Raw genomic sequence first — 23,301 nt, forward strand, 5'->3', positions numbered from 1 at the left:
GTTATTCAACCTTCACGCTGCCCGTCATGTGCGGATGCAGCGAACAAAAATACTTGTATTCGCCGGCCGTGGTGAAAGTGAACCCGAACTTGTCGTCAGTATCGAGCGTCTTCGAGCGAAACTTGCCCGCGCATACCACGGTGTGTGGAATGTCGTCGCGATTCATCCAGGTCACGGTGGTGCCGACCTTGACGGTGAGTTGGGCCGGCTCGAACACGAAGTTGTCGATATGCACTTCGGTGTCTTCGGCCCGCGCCGTGGCGAGGGGCAGCAGCATGGTCGCGACCACGGCGACGCCGAAGTCGCGGCGATTGATCGAACTCATCGGCTTTCCGTCCTTCCCTCAGCCCTGCAGCGGCGTGTCGATGATGGCAAGGCGCTCGGTGCCCTGCTTGAAGTTGACGCTGGCGACGCCAAGCATGCTGCGCAGCTTTGCATCCTCGACCTTCATCGGGCCGGGCGAGGCGGCTGCGCCCGGCGCCGGCTGCGGGAAGGCGGTCGAGCGCGCGGTGTGGAAGGTCACGTTACCTTCGACCTTCTGCATCACCTGATGGATGTGCCCGTTGAGCACCGTGACCGAGCCGAAGCCCTTCACATACTCAAGCGCGCGGGCGCCATCCTCGGTGCCCCAGCCCCATTGCGGATAGACCGTCCACAGCGGGATGTGGGCGAACAGCACGATCGGCGTGGATTTCGAGCGGCCCTTGAGATCGTTCTCCAGCCATTCGAGCTGTTCGCTGCCGAGATTGCCGAGGCCGCCGCCCTTGAGGTCGACGACGTTGACGAGGCCGACGAAATGCACACCGCCGGCGTCGAAGGAATACCAGCCGGCGCCCCTGGTGCCCTTGCCATAGCGCTCCTTGTAGAGCTTGACCTCCTCGTCGATGAAATCGTGCTCGCCCGGCACGTAATGCACGTCGAGCTTGGCCTGCGAGATGATGCGGTCGGCGTCGTCGAATTCCTTGGCCTTCGACAGGTGCGTGATGTCACCGGTGTGGATCATGAAGGCCGGCTTGGCCGGCATCGCACGGACCTTGCTGATCGCCTCTTCCAGCGTACCGTTGGCGTTCGGATTGGCCGGCTTGTCGAAGCCGACATGGCTGTCGCTGATCTGCAGGAACGTCATGCCGGCTGGTTCTGCCGCCGCGGCCGAACCGACGATGCCGAGCGAGCGCGGCACGCCGCCGGTGACCGTCCAGAGCACGCCGGTGCCTGCCCACGTCATGCATTCCAGCACCTTGCGCCGGCTGACTCCTTGATCTTCATTGCGATGGTCGTGATCGAATCCGCTCATGGCAAAGTCTCCCGTAGGCCCAGAGATTGGGTTTCCGGGGATGTGATCGGGCTGGGGCGGAGCTTATTCCCGGCGGCGTTGACGATTTCGTGAGCAGCGGCGCCGATCGAGGCTCACGCCGCCTGGTGTGTAGGTCTCAGGCAAAGGTATCGGCGCGGTGGTATTTTCGCGCCGCTGACTGCAACGAGCGGGTACCATCAGCGACGTCCAGGGAGATCAGCCATGCGTGAACCGGTCTACTATGCCGACTATCTGCGGCTCGATCGGTTGTTGTCTTCGCAGCAGCCCGAAAGCGCCAGGATCGGCGTCAATGCCCACGACGAGATGCTGTTCATCATCGTCCACCAGGCCTATGAGCTGTGGTTCAAGCAGATCCTGCACGAGCTTGATCGTCTGGAAGCGGATTTCAGCACGATCCCCGTCACCGATGACGCCATGGCCCGGATCGGCCATGGGCTGAATCGCATCCATGAGATCCTCAAGCTCTTGGTCGCACAGCTCGACGTGCTGGAGACCATGACGCCGTTCGACTTCCTCGACTTTCGCGACCTGCTGATGCCCGCATCCGGCTTCCAGTCGCTTCAGTTCCGGCTGATCGAGACGCGGCTGGGCCTGCCGGTCGAAGCGCGCATCCCGCTGGACGACAAGGCGATCGAGGATCGCCTGTCGGAGCCCGACCGCGTGGCGCTTCGCGCCGCCGGCAACAGCCCGTCGCTATTCGATCTGCTCGACCGATGGCTCGCTCGGACGCCCTTCCTCGATTGGGGAGGCGAGACGTTTCGCGAGGCTTACCGGGCCGCGGTGGAAAGGCATCTTGCGCGGGATGCCGAGCTGGTCAGAGCCGATCCGGCGATCCCTGAGGAAAAGCGCGAGCGCGAGCTCAAGGGCATCGCGCTCGCGCTCGAACAGTTCTCGGCGGTGTTTTCCGCTTCAGACGGCAGTGGCGGCTGGCGTCTGTCGCCGCAAGCGGTTCAGGCCGCCTTGTTCATCACGCTCTATCGCGACAAACCCGCGGTGCAGCCGGCGTTCCGCCTGCTCACCTCGCTGATGGACATCGACGAAACCTTGACGCTGTGGCGTTATCGTCATGCCCTGATGGTGGAGCGGATGATCGGCACGAAGATCGGCACGGGCGGCTCGTCGGGCCACGTCTACCTGCGGACGACGGCGGAACGACATCGGATTTTTTCGGACCTGTTCCGCCTGTCGACATTCCTCATCCCCCGTTCAGCCGTGCCCGAGCTTCCGCCCGCGATCCAGGCCCAGATGAGTTTTGTGTACGCGTCATGACCTTGCTCGATCTCACCGCTCATTTTTCAAGATTCCGCGCGGCTGCGCCCGAGCGGATCAACCTTGCCGCGCACAGCCACCATGACTGGCCCGACGTGACGTTCGCGGCGCAGCAGCAGTGCTGGCTCGACGCGGCGCGGCTCGCCGGTGACAAATGGGAGCTGGTGTTCGGCGAATTGATCCCGCGCGTGCAAGCCGGCATTATCCGCCGCCTCGGCCTGCCGGCTGCGTCGACGATCGCGGTCGCGCCCAACACGCACGAATTCCTGCGCCGGCTCTTGTCGTGCTTCCCGGCCGGTCGTCCAATTCGCATTCTGACCAGCGACGCGGAATTCCACACAGCGCGCCGTCAGCTGGAACGCCTGGAAGAGGATGATCTGGTCGCGGTTACGCGGATACAGGCCGAGCCATTCGAAAGCTTCGCCGCGCGTTTTCATGCGGCCTGCGGAACTGGCGGACATGACCTTGTCTTTGTCAGTCAGGTGTTCTTCACATCGTCGGCCACTTCGGGCGATCTCAGGGAACTCGTCGAAGCGGTGCCTTCGCGCGACACGTTCGTGGTGATCGATGGCTATCACGGCTTCATGGCGCGCCCGACCGATCTCTCCGGGATCGCCGGTCGCGCTTTTTACCTGGCCGGTGGCTACAAATACGCCATGGCTGGCGAAGGCTGTTGTTTCCTGCATTGTCCACCCGGCTATGGGCCAAGACCCCGCGACACCGGCTGGTTCGCCGATTTCGGTTCGCTCGCTGCGCCTCCAGGCAAATCGGTCGGCTATCCAGAACATGGTGGGCGCTTCCTCGGCGCCACCTTCGATCCCAGCGGTCTGTACCGACTTGCCGCCGTCTTCGATTGGCTGGACCGTGAGAGCATTACCGTCGAGCAGATCCATGCGCATGCGCGCACATTGATGGCGCGCTTCCTTGCCGGCATCGAGGCGCTTGACATCGAGGGGCTGCGGAGAGCGGATTTGATCACGCCATTCGGCGGCAATGCCGAACACGGCAATTTTCTCACCTTCCGGACGTCGCGCGCCGGGGACATCGCGGCAAAGCTTGCCGCGCTGGCGGTGCATTGCGATCACCGTGGCGACCGGCTTCGCTTCGGCTTCGGGATTTGCTCGAACGCCGACGACATTGCGCAGGCGCTCGCGCGGGTCGGGCGAGCGATGGCAGGCTGAAGGTGGCTGCACGTCACATCCCAATGTGTGGGCAGCGCTGCGCTGTCTCGCTCAGTTCCGCGCTTGGCCTGCAATTCCTTGTCAGAATCGATGTCGTCGCGCGACAGTAGGACGCAATCGCGGATCGAATGCACCATTGAAGCCGCAAGTCTCCGAGACTATCGATCCGGTCAAAATTCGAATCGAACGGAGGAGAGCATGAGTACTGTCAACGGCGGTTGCCATTGCGGCGCCATTCGCTATGAGGTCGCGGGGCAACTCATCGTTCATGCGCTGTGTCACTGCGCCGATTGCAGGCGTCACGCCGGCGCGCCCATGGTCGGCTGGACGACGTACGCTGAAGACGCGGTCAAGGTGACGAAGGGGCAGCCCAGGATCTACCGGTCGTCAGAAAACGGGCGGCGGCACTTTTGCGACAATTGCGGCACCGGCCTTTTCTACACCAACGCGGCCATGTTGCCCGGGATCATCGATATTCAGAGCGCGACCTGCGATGACGCCGATGCAGTGCCGGCGACGATGCATATCCAGGTCGCGGAACGTCTTCGCTGGATGGAAGACGTGCACGCGTTGCCGACCTTCGACCGCTTTCCGCCGCAGACATAGCGAGAACAGCCTGATCGGGACGCAGTGAACGCGGATCCGCTCGCACGAGACGATCCATTTCGTGGTGGATCATCGCGCATCCTGCAGGATCATCGCTGCGCCCTTGTCGGCGATCATCGCCGTCGGCGTATTGGTGTTGCCGGAGGTGATGGTCGGCATGACCGAGGCATCGGCGATGCGCAGCCCACGGAGTCCGTAGAAGCGCAGCCGCTCGTCGACGACGGCCATCGGATCGTTTTCCGTTCCCATCTTTGCGGTGCCGACGGGGTGGAAGATCGTGGTGCCGATGTCCCCGGCAGCCTTCGCCAGCGCGGCATCGTCGTCGCCGACGGAGGGGCCGGGCAGGAATTCCTCGGGCCGATATTTCTCCAGCGCCTTCTGCTTCATCAACCGCCGCGTGGTGCGGATCGCATCCGCCGCAACCTGGCGGTCGTCGTCGGTCGCAAGATAGTTCGGCGCGATCGACGGCTTGTCGTCCGGCGCTGCCGAGCGGATGCGCACGGTGCCGCGCGAGGTCGGCTGCAGATTGCAGGCGCTCACCGTAATCGCGGGGAAGCGGTGCAGGGGATCGCCGAACTTGTCGAGCGACAGCGGCTGCACGTGAAACTGGATGTTGGCGCGCGACCTCGTGGAGTCGGAGCGCGTGAAGATGCCGAGTTGCGACGGTGCCATGGTCAGCGGCCCGCGGCGGCGGAACGCGTAGTCGAGACCCATCAGGCCGCGGCGCAATAGATTGTAATAGGTCTCGTTCAGCGTGCGCACGCCGGAGACCTTGTAGATCGCACGCTGCTGCAGATGGTCCTGCAGGTTGCGGCCGATACCCTGCCGGTCGAGCACGATGTCGATGCCGAGCGGCGACAGCCATTGGGACGGGCCGATGCCGGAGCGGTGCAGCACCTCGGTCGATCCGATCGAGCCGGCGCACAGGATCACTTCGCCCCTGGTGCGCGCCTCGACCACCTCGTTGCCCTGCTTGAACAGCACGCCCGCGGCGCGGCCGCTTTCGACGATCAGGCGATCGACAAGCACATTGGTTTCCAGCCGCAGATTGGGGCGGTTCAGCACCGGCTTGAGGAAGCCGCGCGCCGCCGACCAGCGCCGGCCGCGCTTCTGGTTGACGTGGAAATAGCTCGTGCCCTCATTGTCGCCGGTGTTGAAATCGGGGATGCGCTTGATCCCCATTTCCTCCGCGGCATCGCCGACCGCGTCGAGGATGTCCCAGGACAGGCGGGGTGCCTCGATGCGCCAGCCGCCGCCGGCACCGTGATGCTCGCTTTCTCCGAGGAAGTGGTCTTCCAGCCGTTTGAACACTGGGAGCACGTCGCTGTAGCTCCAGCCCGTGAGCCCGAGCTGCCGCCAATGGTCGTAGTCGGCGGCCTGTCCGCGCATCGAGATCATGGCGTTGATCGCCGACGAGCCGCCGATCACCTTGCCGCGCGGGTAAGCAAGTGTGCGGCCGTTCAGGCCGGGCTCGGACTCGGTCTTGAACATCCAGTCCGAGCGCGGATTGCCGATCGCGAAGAGGTAGCCGACCGGGATGTGAAACCAGATCCAGTTGTCGTTGCCGCCCGCTTCCAGCAGCAGGACGCGATTCCTCGGATCGGCCGACAGGCGGTTGGCCATGATACAGCCGGCCGTGCCCGCGCCGACGACGATATAGTCGAAATCTCCTTCGAGCCTTCGCGGCATGCCCTCATTCCTGGCGGTCATTTTCTGCTGAGACCATTAGACCGATATCTCGTTGGCCTGAATCGGAACCTCTCCGCATTAGGCCCGAAGCTACCCGCTTACCAGACCGTGCTTTGGATCGCCAACACCCAAGCGCAAGACCCAAGCGAATGAACTGACGCGAATCTCCGCGCTGGATGTCGGGCGGAGCCAGACCTGCGCGGCCGTTTCATCCCGGCAGAAATGCGCTTTCGCCGCTGTCACGATCCTGAAAGACGGTCAGTTTCGTGCCGTACAGCTCTTCCAGCTGCATACGCGTGAGAACGCTGCGGATCTCGCCATCGGCAATGCGCATGCCCTGCCGGAGGAGGAACGCGCGATCGGCGGCACGCATGGCGTGGTTGGGATCATGCGTCGTGAACAGCACGCCGTGGCCGGAGCGTCCAAGCGCGCGAATCTCATGCATCACACGCCCCTGGTTGCCGAAGTCGAGGCTCGCAGTCGGCTCATCGAGCACGATGAATTGCGGCTCCTGCGCCAGTGCACGCGCCAGCAGCGTGAGCTGTCGCTCGCCGCCGGAAATCTCGGTGGAGGGCCGGTCAGCCAGATGGGCGATGCCGAGGCGCTCGAGCATGCGCGCGGCGATCGCGCGATCGGCGGCAGTTGGTCGGCTGAACAGGCTACCATGCGCGGTGCGTCCCATCAGGACCACGGTCTCGACCGTGAAGGCGAACGTCGCCGTATGTGATTGCGGGACGTAGGCGATGCGCCGCGCCCGCTCGCGACTGGTGAAGCTCGCGAGTGGTCGGCCACCGAGCTCGATCTCCCCGCCCTTGGGCGGCAGCAGACCGAGCAGCGTCTTGAGCAGTGTGGTCTTGCCGCCGCCGTTCGGGCCGAGCAGCGCTAACACCTCGCCCGATTTCAGTGAAATGTCGAGCTGGGTCCCGACCACCCGGTCGCCATAGCCGATGGTGAGATCGCGTCCCGAGAGAGTCATTCCGTGGACCAGCTCTTCGCGACGCTGGTGAGCAGCCAGATAAAAAACGGCGTGCCGACCAGGGCGGTGAGGATGCCGAGCGGAATTTCGACCGCGGCCGCGGTGCGGGCAAGCGTGTCGATCAGAAGCAGAAATCCACCGCCGATCAGCGCCGCGGCAGGGATGAGCCGGCCGAAATCTGGGCCCACCAGCGTGCGCGCGATATGCGGCACCACAAGCCCGACCCAGCCGATGATCCCTGCGGTCGCAACGCTTGCTGATGTGACCAGCGTCGCCGCTGCGACGATGGCGATGCGCAAGGGGCCAGTCGGCACTCCGAGTGCGCGCGCCTCTTCGTCAGGCAGTGACATCACGTTCATGCGCCACCTGAGTGCGAAGAGCACCAGCGTGCCGATCGCGACCGGACCGAACAGCGGGATGAGATCGGAGGGTCCGATCGCGGCGAGGCTGCCGAGCAGCCAGAAGGTCATGGCGGGAAGCTGGTTGTACGGATCGGCCAGATACTTGATCAGGCCGACTCCAGCGCCGAGCAGCGCTCCGATGACGACGCCGGCGAGCACCAGCACCAGCACGGGGTCCCGCGCGCGGACCGCGCTTCCGACCGCGTAGACCGCAGCGACCGCGACAAGCCCTCCGGCAAATGCCATCGCCTGTATCGCGAATACGCCAAGCGAGATGAAGATGCCGAGCACCGCACCGAGCGCCGCGCCGGACGAGGCGCCGAGTATGTCGGGCGAGACCAGAGGATTGCGGAACAGGCCCTGGAAGGCGGTGCCTGCGACCGCGAGCGCCGCGCCGACGAGGCCAGCCGCGACGATGCGGGGCCCGCGAACCTGCCAGATCACGTTTTCGACCGCGGGCGGTACGTTCGGCGCGTGACCGGTCAGCTTCGCGGCGAGGACAGCGAAGAGATCGCCAAGACCGACTGGATAACGCCCGACGGTGAATGCAAGCAGCAATGCGGCGACGAGGACCAGGAACGAGATCAGGAAGCCGGGGACGCTGGAGCGAGCCATTGCGGCAGCGTATCACCCGCGGCCCTGGAGCACACCGTCGATATCGGCATCGGACGGAGTCACGTGATAAAACCGCGAATAGAAGTCGCGAGCCAGGGCGCGAATGTCCTCGTCGAAATGATCGGGATAGAAGATCTTTGCCAGCCACCAGAGCCCGATCAGCCGGTTGACCGATGGCGGAAAATCGACCCATCCGAACGGAAGCTTGGGCGACAGGTGGACGCGGCCGGTGCGCACGGCCTGGATCTGCGCCCATTGCGGATCCTTAGCGACATTTGCCGCAAAGTCGCGGTCGATGGTGACGATGACCTGAGGATCCCAGACGAGCACCTGTTCGATCGACACCGTGGCGAGCCCGCCGCGCTGTTCGGCTGCGACGTTGCGCGCGCCGAGGAATTCGATTGTCTCCACATTGATCGAGCCGCCGAGCCCTGTCTCCAGCCCCCGCGGTCCACGCGCGTAAAACACGCGCGGGCGCTCCTGATCCGGGATCCGATTGACCCTCGACTGAATCGTGGTGAGCGTGCGCTCCGTGAAGCTCGCGAGCGGCTCCGCGTCGCGGTGCGTCAGCGCACCGAGCAGGCGATAAGTGGACGCGATCGCCTCGAAGCGGCCATCGAGCAGAGCATAGGGGATTCCCGTCTGCTCCTGCACGCGGGCGGCAAGTGAGGCGAAGGTCGGTGCCGTCGAGCCGACATCGAGGATGAGATCGGGCTTCAACGCCAACACCGACTCGAGGTTGGCGGTGTTGCCGCGGCCCGTGAGACGGCCGACCTCGGGTCGTCTGCAGACGTCGGGCAGCAGGAACGCGCATTCCTCTGCGCGGTTGGCGCGCGGCCAGCCGAGCAGGAGATCCGGCGCCAGCGTGTAGAGCAGGATCGCAGCCGGCGGCCCCGCCGGAAATACCCGGCTGACAGTCTCGGGAATCGTGATCGCGCGGCCGGCCGCGTCGGTGATCTCACCCGCACGCGCGCGCGGCGCCGCGAGAAGCATTGCGGAGGCGGCGAGCAGGGTGCGTCGGGTGAGATTCATGACGGATGGTGGACACAGATGGCCAGAATTGGCAACCGCTCGCCGATGCGCTGATCGCATGGCGGAGCGCTTGCCCGCAGATGGCCCGACGCCCTTCCGCGATTACCGCTCACAGGTTCACAACAAAGTGCTAGGCTCCTCGTCCCGGCGACGTGTTTTGCCCGGTCGTTCGGAGGGCGCTGTGACGGAGCAGCGGGTTCAAAGGCGATTGGCTGCGATCTTGGCCGCCGACGTGGTTGGTTATTCCGCGCTCATGGAACGCGCGGAGGAAGCCACCTACGCCGAGTTCGAACGGCTGAAGCGAGAATTGATCGAGCCGAGCCTCTCCCGCCACGAAGGACGACTCATCAAGACAACGGGTGATGGCGCGCTGGCCGAGTTCGCGAGTCCCTTAGCGGCCACGAGATGCGCGGTCGAGATACAGGATCATCTCGCCTCTGGCAGCAGTCCCCTGACGTTGCGCGTCGGGCTCAACCTTGGTGACGTTATCGTTGGACAAGACGGTGACCTCTTCGGCGACGGGATCAACATTGCCGTCCGACTGGAAGGGATCGCCGATCCGGGCGGCATCCTGATGTCCGAGAAGGTCTTCGGCGAAGTCGAAGGCAAGCTCGACATTGGCTTCGAGGACCGGGGCGAACAGCAGCTCAAGAACATCTCCAAGCCGGTCCGCGCTTTTGCTGTACGCGCGGGAGAGCATGGCGCACTGATCGATGGGCTAAGTGCGGCCCCGCCACTCCCGGACAAACCCTCTATCGCCGTGCTGCCGTTCGAGAACATGAGCGGCGACCCCGAGCAGGAATATTTCGCGGACGGAATGGTCGAGGAGATCATCACCGCGCTCTCGCGGTTCAAATGGCTGTTCGTGATCGCCCGCAATTCGAGTTTCACCTTCAAGGGCCGAGCCGTCGATATCAAGGAGGTCGGGCGCAGGCTTGGTGTCCGTTACGTCCTTGAGGGATCTGTACGTAAGGCGGCGGGGAGAGTTCGCATCACCGGGCAGTTGATCGATGCGATTACAGGGGCGCACATTTGGGCGGACAGGTTCGAGCGCGAGCTGACCGACGTTTTCGCGCTGCAAGACGAAGTAACGGTCGCCGTCGTCGCGGCCATTCAGCCCAAGCTGCTTCAAACAGAGATTGCAATCGCGACGCGGCGGCGACCCGAGGATCTCACCGCTTATGATTTGTATCTCCGCGCCTTGCCGCAGTTTTACCTAACAACCCGCGAAGGTTTCGCCGAGGCGATCAGGCTGGCTCATCGCGCCTTGGAGCTGGATCCTCGGTTCGGCGCGGTCGCGGCTCTGGCAGGCGCCTGTCACACCATTAACGTCACTATGGGCTATGCGAGTGACCCGCAATTCGACCGCAACGAGGCAATTCGGCTTCTCCGCCTCGCCTTGAGCATCGACGATGGTGATCCTGACACGTTAGCAATGGCTGCCATGATCTCGGCGTTCATGGTCGGCGACAGTGAAAGCGAGCTCGAAATGGCCGACCGGGCGGTTGCGCTCAACCCCAATTCATATTTGGCATGGCGCGGCAGAGGCTGGGTCTATGAAATTGCGGGGCAGCCGGAGGAAGCGGTTCAAAGCTTCGAGCGTGCCATTCGTGTGAGCCCGGTAGACCCGACGCTACACACAACGTTTGTTGGGATGGGGATGGCCCTTATCGAGCTTCGTCGCTTCGACGAGGCCATCGTCGCGGGCAAGAAAGCCCAGCATCAGACCCCCTCCTATGCAGGAGCTTACCGCTGCCTCGCGTCCGCGTTCGCCCATCTTGGGCGCGGCGATGAGGCGCGAGAGGCGGCCGCGCGCGTGCTTGAGACCGATCCCTCCTTTACGATATCTGCGATGATCGCCCGGAGCAGGCAGGCAAAGGCGAAGCTGTGGATTGAGGGTCTTCACAAAGCAGGGCTGCCCGAATAGCTCGACCGCATCGGTCATGATTTGCGCTCCGGTCAGACGGGCCGGCCGGGACAAGCCCGGCGCTGGGGGCGGGGCGGGGGCGCCGGGGCGCTGTTGGGGGGACCGCCCCTTGCGTGCTACACAGAGTTGTGAGCGTTCCAACATTTGAAGCCAGAGAAGTCCCATGCCCATCGTCAATCGCGTCGCCGATCTGCAACCCCATATCCAGGCCTGGCGCCGCAGCATCCATGAAAACCCCGAATTGCTCTACGATGTGCACCGCACTGCATCATTCGTGGCGGACCGTTTGAGGGAGTTCGGCTGCGACGAGGTGGCGACCGGCCTCGGCAAGACCGGGGTGGTCGGCGTCATCAAGGGCAAGAAGGGGCCTGCCAAGGGCGACCTCAAGGTGATCGGCCTGCGCGCCGACATGGACGCGCTGCCGATCGAGGAGCAGACCAATCTGCCCTATGCCTCCAAGACCCCCGGCAAGATGCACGCCTGCGGCCATGATGGCCACACCGCGATGCTGCTCGGCGCCGCGCGCTATCTCGCCGAGACCCGCAATTTCGCCGGCGATGCCGTCGTGATCTTCCAGCCGGCCGAGGAGGGCGGCGCGGGTGCTGCCGCCATGATCAAGGACGGGCTGATGGAGCGCTTCGGCATCGAACAGGTCTATGGCATGCACAATGGCCCGGGCATCCCGATCGGCTCGTTTGCGATCCGCACCGGCCCGATCATGGCCGCGACCGATGCGATCGATATCAAGATCGAAGGCCTCGGCGGTCATGCCGCGCGGCCGCATAAATGCATCGACTCGGTGCTGGTCGGCGCGCAGCTCATCACCGCGCTGCAACAGATCGTGTCGCGCACGATCGATCCGCTCGATTCCGCCGTGATCTCGATGTGCGAATTCCATGCCGGCAACGCCCGCAACGTGATTCCGCAAACCGCGGAATTGCACGGCACAGTGCGCACGCTCACCAGGGAGGTCCGCGATCTCGTCGAAAAACGCGTTCGCGAGGTGGTCGAGGGCATCGCAAAGGTCACCGGCGCGAAGATCGACCTCAATTACGAGCGCGGCTATCCCGTCACCGTCAACCACGGCACGCAGACCGAGTTCGCGAGCCGTGTCGCCAGGGAAGTCGCCGGCGAGGCCAACGTCCACGAGATGCCGCCGCTGATGGGCGCGGAAGACTTCGCCTACATGCTCGAGGCGCGGCCCGGTGCCTTCATCTTCTGCGGCAATGGCGACAGCGCCGGCCTGCATCATCCCGCCTACAATTTCAACGACGAGGCGATCGTCCACGGCACGTCCTACTGGATCAAGCTGGTGGAGAACTCGCTGGCGGCGTGACGGCCTGAGCAGTCATTGCGAGCGAAGCGAAGCAATCCATCCTTCCGCGCATACTGCTCGATGGATTGCTTCGTCGCTTCAGCGCAAATTTTGTCGCGAGCTTCTCGCAATGACGGACACCATCATTCGAAGCAAAAGGCCCGCACTACGGCGCGGGCCTTTCAATTTGGGCCGCTGCGCCTTCCTGATCAGAACAGCCGCGCGAAGATCACATAGAGCGAGCCCGAGATCAGGATCGCTGCGGGAAGCGTCAGGACCCAGGCCATCACCAAGTTTCTGATTGTGGCAACCTGCAAGCCGGAGCCGTTGGCAGCCATCGCGCCGGCGACGCCGGACGACAGCACGTGAGTGGTCGACACGGGCAGGCCGAACGTGTCGGCGGCGAAAATCGTGCCGGCAGCGACGAGTTCTGCGGACGCACCCTGCGCGTAGGTCAGGTGAGTCTTGCCGATCTTCTCGCCGACAGTGATGACGATGCGCTTCCAGCCGACCATGGTGCCAAGGCCGAGGGCGATCGCGACCGCGACCTTCACCCAGGTCGGGATGAATTTGGTCGCGCTGTCGAGCGAGGCCTTGTAGGCGGTGAGGATAGCGATGTCTTCCTTGCTGAGGTCGCTCTCCTTGTCCTTCATCAGGAAGCGGATCGCTTCCGAGGCCAGGTACATGTCGTTGCGGGTGTTGCCGACGGCTTCCGCCGGTACCTTGTTGAGCGAACCGTACCTCTGCACCTGATCGGCGATGTCCCTCACCAGCACCGATAGTGACGGAAAGGTGCCTTCGGTGATTTGGTGCAACGAAATGTACTGCGTCACCGCTGGTCGGGGATCGCCGATGATGCTGTGGCCGGCGCCCTTGGCCGCGATGACCCTGGAGGCCGCCTCCGAGGTCTTCTGGAATTGCGCCACCTGGGATTCCGGCAGCGAGCGGTTGAGTGCGTAGGCCGTCGGCACGGTGCCGATCAGGATCAGCATGATGAGGCCCATGCCCTTCTGGCCGTCGTTCGAGCCGTGCGCGAAGCTGACGCCGGTGCAGGTCAGCACCAACAGGCCGCGGATCCAGAGCGGCGGCGGCTTGTGGCCTTCCGGCGCGGCGTAAAGCGCAGGGTTCTTGATGACGGTCTTGAGCAGCAACAGCAGTAGCGCGGCGCAGACGAAGCCGACCAGCGGCGACAGCAACAGTGCGTAGCCGATCTCGGTGGCCTTGCTCCAGTCCACCCCCGAGGTGCCGTCGCGGCCGCGCATCAGCGCATTGGCGACGCCGACGCCGATGATCGAGCCGATCAGCGTATGCGAGGAGGAGGCCGGCAAGCCGAAATACCAGGTGCCCAGATTCCAGATGATCGCGGCAATCAAGAGCGCGAACACCATTGCGAAGCCGGCGCTGGAGCCGACCTGCAGGATCAATTCCACCGGCAGGAGCGAGACGATGCCGAACGCCACCGCGCCGCTCGAAGTCAATACGCCGAGGAAGTTGAACAGGCCGGACCACATCACGGCCGCTTCCGCCGGCAGCGAGTGGGTGTAGATCACGGTCGCGACCGCGTTCGCGGTGTCGTGGAAGCCGTTCACGAACTCGAAGCCGAGCGCGATCAGCAGCGCGACAAACAGCAGAATGTAGGGCACCAAAGTCGTGACCTTGGTGCCGGTCGCGTCGATGTCCGAATAGATGCTGTAGGCGACATACAGCAATCCGGCGGCAAGGACGCCGAAGAACATGATCATCGTGAGGGGATTGAAGCCCTTGTCGAGATTGGGCCGCGACGCTGGCTGTATCGGCACTCCGTCGGATATCGATGAATTGACTGCAATATCGGTCATTCTGACGCCCCTCGTCTGCAATGAGAGGGTTAATTTGACCGAGGGACTTGAAGGTTAGATGACAAGGTAATGCCGCCCGGCTTGCGGCAACCAGGAAATGACAGCGCGCTGCGTGATGCCTCGTGATGGCTCCGATTGGAATCTTTCTAGTGTCGTTCCCGCAGCAGCGGCGCCACGGCAGATGTGCTGTCCGTGATGCAGCATCTCGCGTCGCGGGGAATTGTCATTGCTGTTGTCGGGAAGCAACGACGTGGAGGTCGCACGCTGCGCGGCCGGGGCTAGCGAACCGCGCAGCGCGCTGACCTCAGGTACGTCATGGCGTGAACATGACGCCCAATAGCTATGAAGAATGCGACTGTATCACACGTCAATTAAGGGTTGTAGGCATTTCTCAACGCATTCAACCGCTTCACGCCAATGTGGGGTTCGCGGGGAACTCAGGCGGCGTTTGCCGATTGACCAAGCAACGCAGCGGCGATCTTCAGATCGTCCACGAAGTGGCGGTATTCGCGTGCCTTGGCGTCTGCATCCGGAAGTCGCAGCAGATAGGACGGATGCACGGTGACGAGCACCTTGGTTCCGTCGTGATCGATCAGGCGGCCGCGGTTCCGGTTGATCGGTGTGACCTTTCCGAGCACGCTTTGCGCGGCGGTGGCGCCCAGCGCCACCACGAGTTCCGGCTCGATGGCGGCGAGTTCGCGCTCATACCAGGGACGGCAGGCGCGGATCTCAGGCGTGCTCGGCTTCTGGTGCAGCCGGACCTTGCCTCGCGGCACGAATTTGAAATGCTTTACCGCGTTGGTGACATAGACCTTGCGGCGGTCGATGCCGGCCTCTTCCAGCGCGCGATCAAGCATCTGCCCGGCGGGCCCGACGAAGGGGTGGCCCGCGATGTCTTCCTTGTCGCCGGGCTGTTCGCCGACCATCATGATGGATGCCGTTTGCGGACCTTCGCCGAACACGGTCTGGGTCGCGTTCTTCCACAGCGGGCAGGCGCGGCAATCGGCGGCTTGTTCGCGTAAGGCGGCGATGGTGTCGTGCGCTTGCTTAGGGGCCATCGGCGTATCCTGGCGCTTCTGCGGCTTGTGCGGTTCGGTCGCCTCGTTTGCGATCATGGCGCTGGTGGAGCGCTCCGCGCTCTCGATCAGCGGTTTAATCATCGAGGCCTCAGGCAGGTTCCTCCAGTATTTTCGCGGCATCTCGGTCTGCATCGCTTTCACCTTCAGCCGGGCCGGATTGAAGATCGAGGCGTAATAGCGCCGCCAGGTCTCCTCGAGCCGGTCCTCGCCCGGCGCTTCGGATTTTGCAACTCCAGGCGTGATCGTAATTTCGTGGCCATCCCAATGCGCGCAAACATCCGGGGTGAGAATCGACCACGGCATGTCGGCAAAGCGACTGGCGAAGAAGGGAGCCGCGAGCTCGACGATATGATGCTCCGGCTCGAACCAGGCCACGAAGTAGCTCTTCTGCTCGCGGCCGACTTCGCGGAAGCGGACGAAGGCATGCATCTTGTGCTCGTCGCGATGCACCGCACGGGCCATCGCGCTGACCGCGGCGACGTCGGGATCGGTTGCGGCATTGAGCAGCCCGTGATGGCTGCGCAGCCGCCACAACAGGCGATAGAGCAGGGCGAAGCGCTCGGGATTGCGGTGCAGGATCGCGGCCTTTGCCAGCTCGACGAATTTGGCTGACACGTTGAAGGTGCCCTCGGCCGCTTCAGGCAAATTGTCCTCCGCCGCGAATAATTCCGGCTCTCCGCCACGCACCGTCCACGTCACGTCAGCGGGCTTCACCTCGTTCTGTGCGAGCCGCCGCGCCGCTTTGCGCCAGCCATCGAAATCAGTCTCGCTGTCGAGGGTGATGGTGTGCATGTTGGTGTGCATGAGAGGTTAGTGTAATCAGAACCCGAACCCGAGCTGCGTCGCCTTCGGCTTGAAGCGTTCCACCAATCCAGCCTCGTCGAGCAGGCGCGCCGATGGGCGATGATCACTGAGAACGATAAACGGCAGCGCCTTGTTCCTGGGGATATGCAGCCGCGTCAGATCCGCGATGCGGATCGAACTGACACGGCGGGTTGCGATGATGCGCTCGATCGCCTTGCGACCGAAGCCAGGCACGCGCAAGAGCTCCTCGCGGCTCGCCCGGTTCACATCGAGCGGGAAGCGGTCGCGGTGGCGCAGCGCCCAGGCGAGCTTCGGGTCGATGTCGAGCGGCAGCATGCCGCTCCCATGTCCCTCGACGATCTCGCCGACGTCGAAACCGTAGAACCGCATCAGCCAGTCGGCCTGGTAGAGCCGGTGCTCGCGGACGAGCGGTGGCGCAATCAGCGGCAGGGCGCGGCTCGCGTCGGGGATCGGGCTGAAGGCGGAGTAGTAGACGCGCTTGAGCCTGTATGCGCCATAGAGATTGGCGCTGGTGGCAAGGATCGTCCTGTCGTTGGCACTATCGGCGCCGACGATCATTTGTGTGCTCTGGCCCGCCGGCGCGAAGCGTGGAGGCTTTGTCTTCGTTGCTGCCTTCTCTTGCGCCTCGTCCAGCTTCAGCCGCAACCGGCCCATGGTGCGGCGGATCGCGCGCGCGTCCTTCTCCGGCGCCAGTCTGGCGAGGCTGTTCTCCTCGGGCATCTCGATGTTGATGGAGAGGCGGTCGGCATATTTGCCGGCCTCCGCGATCAGCGCGTCGTCGGCCTCCGGAATGGTCTTGAGATGGATGTAGCCGCGGAAGTGATGCTCCTCGCGCAGCTTGCGGGCGACTGAAACCACCTGCTCCATGGTGTAATCCGCGCTGCGGATAATGCCGGAGGAGAGAAAGAGGCCTTCGATGTAATTGCGTCGGTAGAAATCGAGTGTCAGCTTCACCACCTCGTCGATGGTGAAACGGGCGCGCGGCACGTTCGAGGAGGCGCGGTTGACGCAATAGAGGCAATCGTAATTGCAGGCATTGGTCAGCAGCACCTTCAACAGCGAGATGCAGCGGCCGTCCGGCGCGTAGGAATGGCAGATGCCCATGCCGGGGGCGGTCGAGCCGAGGCCCTTGCCGTCGCGGGAATCCCGCTGCTCGGTGCCCGAGGAGGCGCAGGAGGCGTCGTATTTCGCGGCGTCCGCCAGGATCGCCAGCTTGCGTTGCACGTCCATCCCTGAATCTCCTTGATTCTGCTGATGAATCGGAAAAATCGTCAATCCGATTGACTCCTCCGGCCCGGTTAGCTTTATATTAGAACATATCATGAACAAATGAGCCAGTATCTGGTTCTCTGTTCAGCACCAGTGACGGCTTCAAATCTCTCTTGGAAGGAGCGGCGCATATGAACGGCGCACGCACGAATACGCTTGCGTCCTTGCGCGGCAGCATCGCGCGCATCGAGGCGCCATCCGAAGCGAACATGCCGAACCGCGTCGCGCTTGGACATGCGAGTGCGGATGCGATGCTGCGCGGCGGGCTTGCGGCGGCAGCCCTGCATGAGGTGTTTGCCGGCGGACATCAGGGCGGCGCGGCGACCGGCTTCATCGCCGGGCTCGCCGGGCTTCTGTCGCCGCGCCGGCCGCTGGTCTGGGTGCGGCAGGATTTTTCCGATCTCGAATCCGGTGCGCTGTCGATGAACGGGCTTGCCGAGCTTGGCCTCGATCCGCGCTTGCTCGTCACGGTGCGCGCTGCCGATGTCGAGGCCGCGTTGCGCACGACGGCGGATGCGCTCGCCTGCGATGCGCTGGGCGCGGTGGTGCTCGAGGTCTGGGGCAATGTGCGTCAGCTCGATCTCGTCGCCAGCCGCAAATTGACCCTGGCCGCGCAAGCCTCCGGCGTCACCGCATTGCTGCTGCGGATCGCGGCGACGCCGATCCCCTCGACCGCCGAGACGCGCTGGATCGTGCGCGCGGCGCATTCGCCGCCGGGCCCGGCCGCAGGCGGCTGGGGCGCGCCGCGGTTCGACGCCGAACTCGTGCGCAATCGTCATGGCCCGGTCGGGCGATGGATCATGGAATGGAAATCTGATGAGTGCCTTTTCTCTGAACCGTCGGCGTATCCTCAGCCTGTGGCTGCCGCGCCTGCCCATCGACCGCACCCAGCGCAGGGTGGCGCAGAGCGCCGTCTCGCCGGGTAGGAATGAAAAAGCGGCGCAAACGATGGCGGCGCAGGAAATCCCCAGCGTCGTCGTCGCAAAACAGCACAACGCCATCCTGCTTCACGCCATCGACGAGGCCGCCGTCGGCGCCGGGCTGTCGATCGGCCTGCCGCTCGCCAATGCCCGCGCCATCTGTCCGGAGCTCGTGGTCTACGACGCCGATCCCGCCGCCGACATCAAGACGCTGAACGACATCGCCGATTGGTGCGACCGCTTCACGCCGCTGGTGGCGCTCGATCCGCCTTACGGCCTGTTCCTCGACATCACCGGCTGCGCGCATCTGTTCGGCGGCGAACGGGCGCTGCTGCAAATCGTGACGAACGCGTTGAGCCGCCGCGGTTTTGCCGTCAGCGCCGCGATCGCCGGCACTTCGATCGCAGCGCGCACGCTGACACGCCACGCCTCGGGGAAGATCGTCGCCGATGGCGAGGAGGCGCATGCGATCGGTCCGCTGCCGGTCGCTGCTCTCGGCGCCGATGCCGCGATCACCAGCGGCCTGCGCCGCGCGGGCTTGAAAACCATCGGCGATGTCGCCGCACGCGCGCATCACGAGATCACGGCGCGGTTCGGCGCTGATTTCACGACGCTGCTCTCGCATGCGCTGGGGCAGGGCGATGCGCCGATCAGCCCGCGCAAGCCGCTGCCCGATTACATCGTGGAGAAGCGTTTCCCCGAACCGGTTTCAACCGACACCGTGATCGCGATGACGCTGCAGCATCTGGCCCGGATGCTGGTTGCGACGATGGACAGGCAGGGCAAGGGCGCGCGGCAGCTTGAAGCAAGCTTCTTCCGCACTGACGGTGCGGTGCGCAGCATCGCCGTCGACACCGGACGTCCAGTGACGAAGCCGGAAATGATCGACCGCCTGTTCCGCGAGCGGCTCGACAGCCTGAACGATCCGCTCGATCCCGGCTTCGGCTTCGATCTCATCCGCCTCGCCGCCGGCCGCACCGAGATCGTGGTGCAGCAGCAGCGCGATCTCGATGCCACCGTGCACGACAATGACGAATTGTCCGCGCTGATCGATCGCATCGCCGCCCGCATCGGTGGAAAGCGCGTCGTCGTGCATTTGCCGCTGGAGAGCCACATCCCCGAACGATCAGCGCTCGCAGTTCCGGCGCAGCATCATCTAGCCGCGGCGGCGCAGGCTTCCTGGCCGGAGCGTGTCGCGGGCGAGCCGCCGCTGCGCCCTTTGCGGCTGTTCGACCGGCCGGAGCCGATCAAGGTGCCGTTCGCAACCGTGCCCGACGGTGCACCGCATCAGTTCACCTGGCGGCGCGCTTTGCATGCCGTGGTGCGGGTCGAAGGCCCCGAGCGCATCGCCATGGAATGGTGGAAGCAGGACGGCAAATCGCTGACGCGCGACTACTTCCGCGTCGAGGACGCCGAGGGCCAGCGCTTCTGGATTTTTCGCGATGGCCTCTATGAAAACGAGCTGAGAGACGAGGCGGGCGAGCCAGTATCAGCCAATTGGTATGTGCACGGACTGTTCGCATGAGCGCATCGGGAGTTCGTCCAGCGCCTGACTATGCCGAGATCGGCATCACCAGCAATTTCTCGTTCCTGCGCGGCGGTTCCGATCCGCGCGCCTATGTGCATGAGGCGAGCGGCCTCAAAATCCCGGTGATCGGGATCGCCGATCACAACACGCTGGCCGGTGTGGTGCGCGCCTACAAGGAACTCGAAAACGACAAGGTCAAGCACAAGCCAAAACTCCTGATCGGAGCCCGCATCGTCTTCATCGACGGCACGCCCGACATTCTGGTCTATCCGCGCGATCGCGCCGCCTACGGCCGGCTGTGCCAGTTGCTCACCCGCGGCAAGCGCGGCGACGACATTGTGCGGATCGAGAAGGGCGAATGCCATCTGAGGCTTTCAGATCTGCTCGACTTCGCGGAGGGCCAGCTTCTGGTGCTGACGCTGCCGCATCGCTTCGACGCGGTGAAAGCGCTCGACCTGCTCGCAAGACTGCAGGCAAGCCGCGCTGATGGCGTCTGGCTCGCCGCAAGCCTGCTCTATCGCGGCGATGACAGGCGCCGCCTCGCGCGGCTCCACGCGCTTGCCGCCAAGGCCGGCGTGCCGCTGCTCGCCACCAATGAGGTGCTCTATCATCATCCAGCGCGCCGCCCGCTGCAGGACGTGCTGACTTGCATCCGCGAGAAAACCACGATCGAGGCGATCGGCCGGAAACTCGAGGCCAATGCCGAGCGTCACCTCAAGCCCGCCCACGAAATGGCGCGGCTGTTCCGCGATCTCCCTGCGGCGATCGCGGAAACCATGCGCTTCGCCGGCCGGATTTCCTTCTCGCTGGATCAATTGAAATACCAGTATCCCGATGAGCCGGTGCCGCCGGGCAAGACCGCGCAGCAGCATCTGGAGGACCTGACCTGGGCCGGGGTCGACAAATATTTCGGCGGCAGGATCGACGCAAAACTCCGCGCCACCCTGAAGAAGGAGCTCGCGCTGATCGCCGAGCTGAAATACGCGCATTACTTCCTCACCGTGCACGACATCGTCCATTTCGCTCGCAGCCAGAACATCCTGTGCCAGGGGCGGGGATCGGCGGCGAATTCGGCCGTCTGCTATGTGCTCGGCATCACCTCGGTCGATCCGACCAAGGTCGATCTGCTGTTCGAGCGCTTCATCTCCAAGGAGCGGCTGGAGCCGCCCGATATCGACGTCGATTTCGAGCATTCACGCCGCGAGGAGGTGATGCAATATGTCTACCGCCGTTACGGCCGCCACCGTGCCGCCATCATCGCGACCGTCATCCACTACCGCCCGCGCAGCGCGATCCGCGATGTCGGCAAGGCGCTGGGGCTGACGGAGGATGTCACGGCTGCGCTCGCCGACACCGTGTGGGGAAGCTGGGGCAAGGGCCTCAACGACATGCAGGTGCGGCAGGCCGGGCTCGACCCGAAGAATGCAATGATCACGCTCGCGGTCGAACTCGCCACCGAGCTGATCGAGTTTCCCCGCCATTTGTCGCAGCATGTCGGCGGCTATGTGCTGACCCAGGACCGGCTCGACACCTATGTGCCGATCGGCAATGCGGCGATGGACGACCGCACCTTCATCGAATGGGACAAGGACGACGTCGATGCGCTCAACATGATGAAGGTCGACGTGCTGGCGCTGGGCATGCTGACCTGCATCCGCAAATGCTTCGACCTGATCGACGGCCACAAGGGTAAGCGCTGGGAGCTTGCCACCGTCCCGCAGGACGACCTAGAAGTTTACGACATGCTGTGCCGCGGTGAATCGCTCGGCGTGTTCCAGGTCGAGAGCCGCGCGCAGATGAACATGCTGCCGCGGCTGAAACCGCGGGAATTTTACGATCTCGTCATCGAGGTCGCGATCGTGCGCCCCGGGCCGATCCAGGGCGATATGGTGCATCCCTATCTGCGGCGTCGAAACAAGCAGGAGCAGGTAACTTATCCATCACCATCACCCGATCACGGCCCCGCGGATGAATTATATCGTGTGCTGCACAAGACGCTCGGCGTGCCGCTGTTCCAGGAACAGGCGATGCGGATCGCGATCGAGGCGGCAAAATTCACCTCGGAGGAAGCCAACGGCCTGCGCCGCTCGATGGCCACCTTCCGCAATGTCGGCACCATCGGCCAATACGAGACCAAGCTGATCGGCAACATGGTCGATCGCGGCTACGATCCGGAATTCGCCAAAAGCTGCTTCGAGCAGATCAAGGGCTTCGGCAGTTACGGCTTCCCGGAAAGCCATGCCGCGAGTTTTGCGCAGCTTGTCTACATCTCCTCATGGCTGAAGCATCATCATCCCGACGCGTTCTGCTGCGGCCTGCTCAACTCTCAGCCGATGGGCTTTTATGCGCCGGCGCAGATCGTCGGCGACGCCCGCAAGAACGGCGTCACGGTTCGCGAGGTCGACGTCTCCTTCAGCTTCGCGCAGAACACTTTGGAGGAAAAGGACGGGGACTATTGCGCGGTGCGGCTCGGCTTCCGCCAGATCGACGGCTTTCACTGGCTCGATGAGGATGAGGAGAGATTAAAGGCGGATCAAGCCGTGCGAAGGCGCATGCCAGCACCTCAAGCTCGGTCCACCTCTCCTCATGGGAGAGGTGTGGCACTGGCGATGCCGCGACTTGATGCTGCAGAATCACAAGACTGGGCCGACCGCATCGTCGCCGCGCGCAACCGCAGGCCCTTCACCTCGCTGGAGGAGTTCGCGCGCGACACCGCCTTGCCCAAGCGTGCGCTGATCCTGCTCGCCGATGCCGATGCGTTCCGCTCGCTCGGGCTCGATCGCCGCGAGGCGTTGTGGGCGGTGCGGCGGCTGCCCGACGACGTGCCGCTGCCGCTGTTCGAGGCGGCCATCGCGCGCGAGCAGCCGGATGAAAATGCAAAGCCGTTGCCGCTGATGCCGCGCCCCGAACAGGTGGTCGCCGACTACCAGACCATCCGCCTGTCGCTGAAGGGCCATCCGATGGAATTCCTGCGCGAGACGTTCACCAAAGAGCGCGTTGTTGCCTGCCACAAGATCAACCAAGGCAACGATCGCCGCCGCGTGCGCTGCGCCGGCGTGGTGCTGGTGCGCCAGCGCCCGGGCAGCGCAAAGGGCGTCGTGTTCATGACGCTGGAGGACGAGACCGGCATCGCCAACATCGTGGTGTGGCCGAAGGTGATGGAGCAATACCGGAAAGAAGTGATGGGCGCGCGGCTGATCCTGGTCGAGGGTTATATCCAGAGCAGCCCGGAAGGTGTCACGCATCTGGTCGCGCAGCGCATGATCGACCGCTCCCACGACCTGATCGGCCTCGCCAACGAGTCTCTCGCCCGCAAGCATCCGCTGCCGGTTGCCCCGGCGCTGATCGAGCCGCTCAACGACGACCGCCGCGACCACGTCGATACGCCAGCCCAGAAAATCCGCCACCCCCGCGACGTCCGCATCCTGCCGCCCTCACGCGACTTTCATTGAGGAAATCCCAAGAATCGTAGGGCGGATTAGCGCAGCGTAATCCGCCGCTCCTTCCAACCACGTG

At 64.0% G+C, this 23,301-nt stretch carries 17 protein-coding genes; 8 read left to right on the plus strand and 9 right to left on the minus strand.

Annotation, left to right across the window (positions count from 1 at the left end; genetic code table 11):
• Nucleotide 1: 1 nt before the first annotated feature.
• Nucleotides 2-325 (minus strand): cupredoxin family copper-binding protein, encoded by a 324-nt coding sequence (locus JQ553_RS15575; protein ID WP_212500837.1) that lies wholly within the window; start codon nucleotides 323-325, stop codon nucleotides 2-4.
• An 18-nt stretch (nucleotides 326-343) separates the two neighbouring features.
• Nucleotides 344-1,294: a metallophosphoesterase gene (locus JQ553_RS15580; RefSeq protein ID WP_212500838.1), complete on the minus strand. Its 951-nt coding sequence runs from the start codon at nucleotides 1,292-1,294 to the stop codon at nucleotides 344-346.
• 222 nt (nucleotides 1,295-1,516) lie between these two features.
• On the opposite strand from JQ553_RS15580, the gene JQ553_RS15585 reads away from it, so the two are divergent.
• The 3 genes from JQ553_RS15585 to JQ553_RS15595 all read left to right on the plus strand — a co-directional run bounded on the left by JQ553_RS15585 (nucleotide 1,517) and on the right by JQ553_RS15595 (nucleotide 4,371).
• Entirely contained in the window at nucleotides 1,517-2,584 is a 1,068-nt protein-coding gene (locus JQ553_RS15585; protein WP_212500839.1) for a tryptophan 2,3-dioxygenase family protein, read from the plus strand.
• A complete protein-coding gene (locus tag JQ553_RS15590; RefSeq protein ID WP_212500840.1) occupies nucleotides 2,581-3,765 on the plus strand; it encodes an aminotransferase class V-fold PLP-dependent enzyme in 1,185 nt (394 codons plus the stop codon). Before JQ553_RS15585 ends, JQ553_RS15590 begins: the two co-directional genes overlap by 4 nt.
• Nucleotides 3,766-3,963: 198 nt before the next feature.
• Nucleotides 3,964-4,371 (plus strand): GFA family protein, encoded by a 408-nt coding sequence (locus JQ553_RS15595; RefSeq protein WP_212500841.1) that lies wholly within the window; start codon nucleotides 3,964-3,966, stop codon nucleotides 4,369-4,371.
• 69 nt (nucleotides 4,372-4,440) lie between these two features.
• On the opposite strand, the gene JQ553_RS15600 is transcribed toward JQ553_RS15595, so the two are convergent.
• The 4 genes from JQ553_RS15600 to JQ553_RS15615 all read right to left on the minus strand — a co-directional run bounded on the left by JQ553_RS15600 (nucleotide 4,441) and on the right by JQ553_RS15615 (nucleotide 9,084).
• Complete coding sequence (locus tag JQ553_RS15600) at nucleotides 4,441-6,060, minus strand: GMC family oxidoreductase (RefSeq protein ID WP_212500842.1); 1,620 nt, start codon at nucleotides 6,058-6,060, stop codon at nucleotides 4,441-4,443.
• A gap of 208 nt (nucleotides 6,061-6,268) precedes the next feature.
• Nucleotides 6,269-7,036, minus strand: a complete 768-nt coding sequence (locus JQ553_RS15605; RefSeq protein WP_212500843.1) for an ABC transporter ATP-binding protein — start codon at nucleotides 7,034-7,036, stop codon at nucleotides 6,269-6,271.
• Entirely contained in the window at nucleotides 7,033-8,052 is a 1,020-nt protein-coding gene (locus JQ553_RS15610; protein WP_212500844.1) for an iron ABC transporter permease, read from the minus strand. The genes JQ553_RS15605 and JQ553_RS15610 overlap by 4 nt, the downstream gene beginning before the upstream one ends.
• 12 nt (nucleotides 8,053-8,064) lie before the next feature.
• On the minus strand, nucleotides 8,065-9,084 hold the full coding sequence (locus JQ553_RS15615; protein WP_212500845.1) for an iron ABC transporter substrate-binding protein: 1,020 nt from the start codon (nucleotides 9,082-9,084) through the stop codon (nucleotides 8,065-8,067).
• Nucleotides 9,085-9,265: 181 nt separating this feature from the next.
• On the opposite strand from JQ553_RS15615, the gene JQ553_RS15620 reads away from it, so the two are divergent.
• Both JQ553_RS15620 and JQ553_RS15625 read left to right on the plus strand, forming a co-directional pair.
• Entirely contained in the window at nucleotides 9,266-11,011 is a 1,746-nt protein-coding gene (locus tag JQ553_RS15620) for an adenylate/guanylate cyclase domain-containing protein (protein WP_312015148.1), read from the plus strand.
• A 163-nt stretch (nucleotides 11,012-11,174) separates the two neighbouring features.
• A complete protein-coding gene (locus JQ553_RS15625; protein ID WP_212500846.1) occupies nucleotides 11,175-12,347 on the plus strand; it encodes a M20 aminoacylase family protein in 1,173 nt (390 codons plus the stop codon).
• Nucleotides 12,348-12,535: 188 nt separating this feature from the next.
• On the opposite strand, the gene JQ553_RS15630 is transcribed toward JQ553_RS15625, so the two are convergent.
• From JQ553_RS15630 to JQ553_RS15640, 3 genes are all read right to left on the minus strand, one after another.
• Nucleotides 12,536-14,164: an inorganic phosphate transporter gene (locus JQ553_RS15630; RefSeq protein ID WP_212500847.1), complete on the minus strand. Its 1,629-nt coding sequence runs from the start codon at nucleotides 14,162-14,164 to the stop codon at nucleotides 12,536-12,538.
• A gap of 437 nt (nucleotides 14,165-14,601) precedes the next feature.
• Complete coding sequence (locus JQ553_RS15635; RefSeq protein ID WP_212500848.1) at nucleotides 14,602-16,035, minus strand: UdgX family uracil-DNA binding protein; 1,434 nt, start codon at nucleotides 16,033-16,035, stop codon at nucleotides 14,602-14,604.
• Between the two features lie 27 nt (nucleotides 16,036-16,062).
• The gene (locus JQ553_RS15640; RefSeq protein ID WP_212500849.1) at nucleotides 16,063-17,298 is read right to left on the minus strand and encodes a putative DNA modification/repair radical SAM protein; all 1,236 of its coding nucleotides are present in this window, start codon (nucleotides 17,296-17,298) and stop codon (nucleotides 16,063-16,065) included.
• 170 nt (nucleotides 17,299-17,468) lie between these two features.
• On the opposite strand from JQ553_RS15640, the gene JQ553_RS15645 reads away from it, so the two are divergent.
• Genes JQ553_RS15645 through JQ553_RS15655 form a run of 3 tightly spaced genes read left to right on the plus strand, consistent with a single transcriptional unit; the run spans nucleotide 17,469 to nucleotide 23,237 of the window.
• Nucleotides 17,469-18,263 (plus strand): ImuA family protein, encoded by a 795-nt coding sequence (locus JQ553_RS15645; RefSeq protein WP_212500850.1) that lies wholly within the window; start codon nucleotides 17,469-17,471, stop codon nucleotides 18,261-18,263.
• Nucleotides 18,154-19,782: a DNA polymerase Y family protein gene (locus JQ553_RS15650; RefSeq protein WP_212500851.1), complete on the plus strand. Its 1,629-nt coding sequence runs from the start codon at nucleotides 18,154-18,156 to the stop codon at nucleotides 19,780-19,782. The genes JQ553_RS15645 and JQ553_RS15650 overlap by 110 nt, the downstream gene beginning before the upstream one ends.
• Nucleotides 19,779-23,237: an error-prone DNA polymerase gene (locus tag JQ553_RS15655; protein WP_212500852.1), complete on the plus strand. Its 3,459-nt coding sequence runs from the start codon at nucleotides 19,779-19,781 to the stop codon at nucleotides 23,235-23,237. Before JQ553_RS15650 ends, JQ553_RS15655 begins: the two co-directional genes overlap by 4 nt.
• Nucleotides 23,238-23,301: the final 64 nt, after the last annotated feature.

Source organism: Bradyrhizobium lablabi, assembly GCF_018131005.1.
Lineage (GTDB): Bacteria > Pseudomonadota > Alphaproteobacteria > Rhizobiales > Xanthobacteraceae > Bradyrhizobium > Bradyrhizobium lablabi_D.

Excerpts from the sequence above, each read along its gene's own strand:
- JQ553_RS15575 (WP_212500837.1), bottom strand. The coding sequence starts at position 325 with ATGAGTTCGATCAATCGCCGCGACTTCGGCGTCGCCGTGGTCGCGACC.
- JQ553_RS15580 (WP_212500838.1), bottom strand. The coding sequence starts at position 1,294 with ATGAGCGGATTCGATCACGACCATCGCAATGAAGATCAAGGAGTCAGC.
- JQ553_RS15585 (WP_212500839.1), top strand. The coding sequence starts at position 1,517 with ATGCGTGAACCGGTCTACTATGCCGACTATCTGCGGCTCGATCGGTTG.
- JQ553_RS15590 (WP_212500840.1), top strand. The coding sequence starts at position 2,581 with ATGACCTTGCTCGATCTCACCGCTCATTTTTCAAGATTCCGCGCGGCT.
- JQ553_RS15595 (WP_212500841.1), top strand. The coding sequence starts at position 3,964 with ATGAGTACTGTCAACGGCGGTTGCCATTGCGGCGCCATTCGCTATGAG.
- JQ553_RS15600 (WP_212500842.1), bottom strand. The coding sequence starts at position 6,060 with ATGCCGCGAAGGCTCGAAGGAGATTTCGACTATATCGTCGTCGGCGCG.
- JQ553_RS15605 (WP_212500843.1), bottom strand. The coding sequence starts at position 7,036 with ATGACTCTCTCGGGACGCGATCTCACCATCGGCTATGGCGACCGGGTG.
- JQ553_RS15610 (WP_212500844.1), bottom strand. The coding sequence starts at position 8,052 with ATGGCTCGCTCCAGCGTCCCCGGCTTCCTGATCTCGTTCCTGGTCCTC.
- JQ553_RS15615 (WP_212500845.1), bottom strand. The coding sequence starts at position 9,084 with ATGAATCTCACCCGACGCACCCTGCTCGCCGCCTCCGCAATGCTTCTC.
- JQ553_RS15625 (WP_212500846.1), top strand. The coding sequence starts at position 11,175 with ATGCCCATCGTCAATCGCGTCGCCGATCTGCAACCCCATATCCAGGCC.
- JQ553_RS15630 (WP_212500847.1), bottom strand. The coding sequence starts at position 14,164 with ATGACCGATATTGCAGTCAATTCATCGATATCCGACGGAGTGCCGATA.
- JQ553_RS15635 (WP_212500848.1), bottom strand. The coding sequence starts at position 16,035 with ATGCACACCATCACCCTCGACAGCGAGACTGATTTCGATGGCTGGCGC.
- JQ553_RS15640 (WP_212500849.1), bottom strand. The coding sequence starts at position 17,298 with ATGGACGTGCAACGCAAGCTGGCGATCCTGGCGGACGCCGCGAAATAC.
- JQ553_RS15645 (WP_212500850.1), top strand. The coding sequence starts at position 17,469 with ATGAACGGCGCACGCACGAATACGCTTGCGTCCTTGCGCGGCAGCATC.
- JQ553_RS15650 (WP_212500851.1), top strand. The coding sequence starts at position 18,154 with ATGAGTGCCTTTTCTCTGAACCGTCGGCGTATCCTCAGCCTGTGGCTG.
- JQ553_RS15655 (WP_212500852.1), top strand. The coding sequence starts at position 19,779 with ATGAGCGCATCGGGAGTTCGTCCAGCGCCTGACTATGCCGAGATCGGC.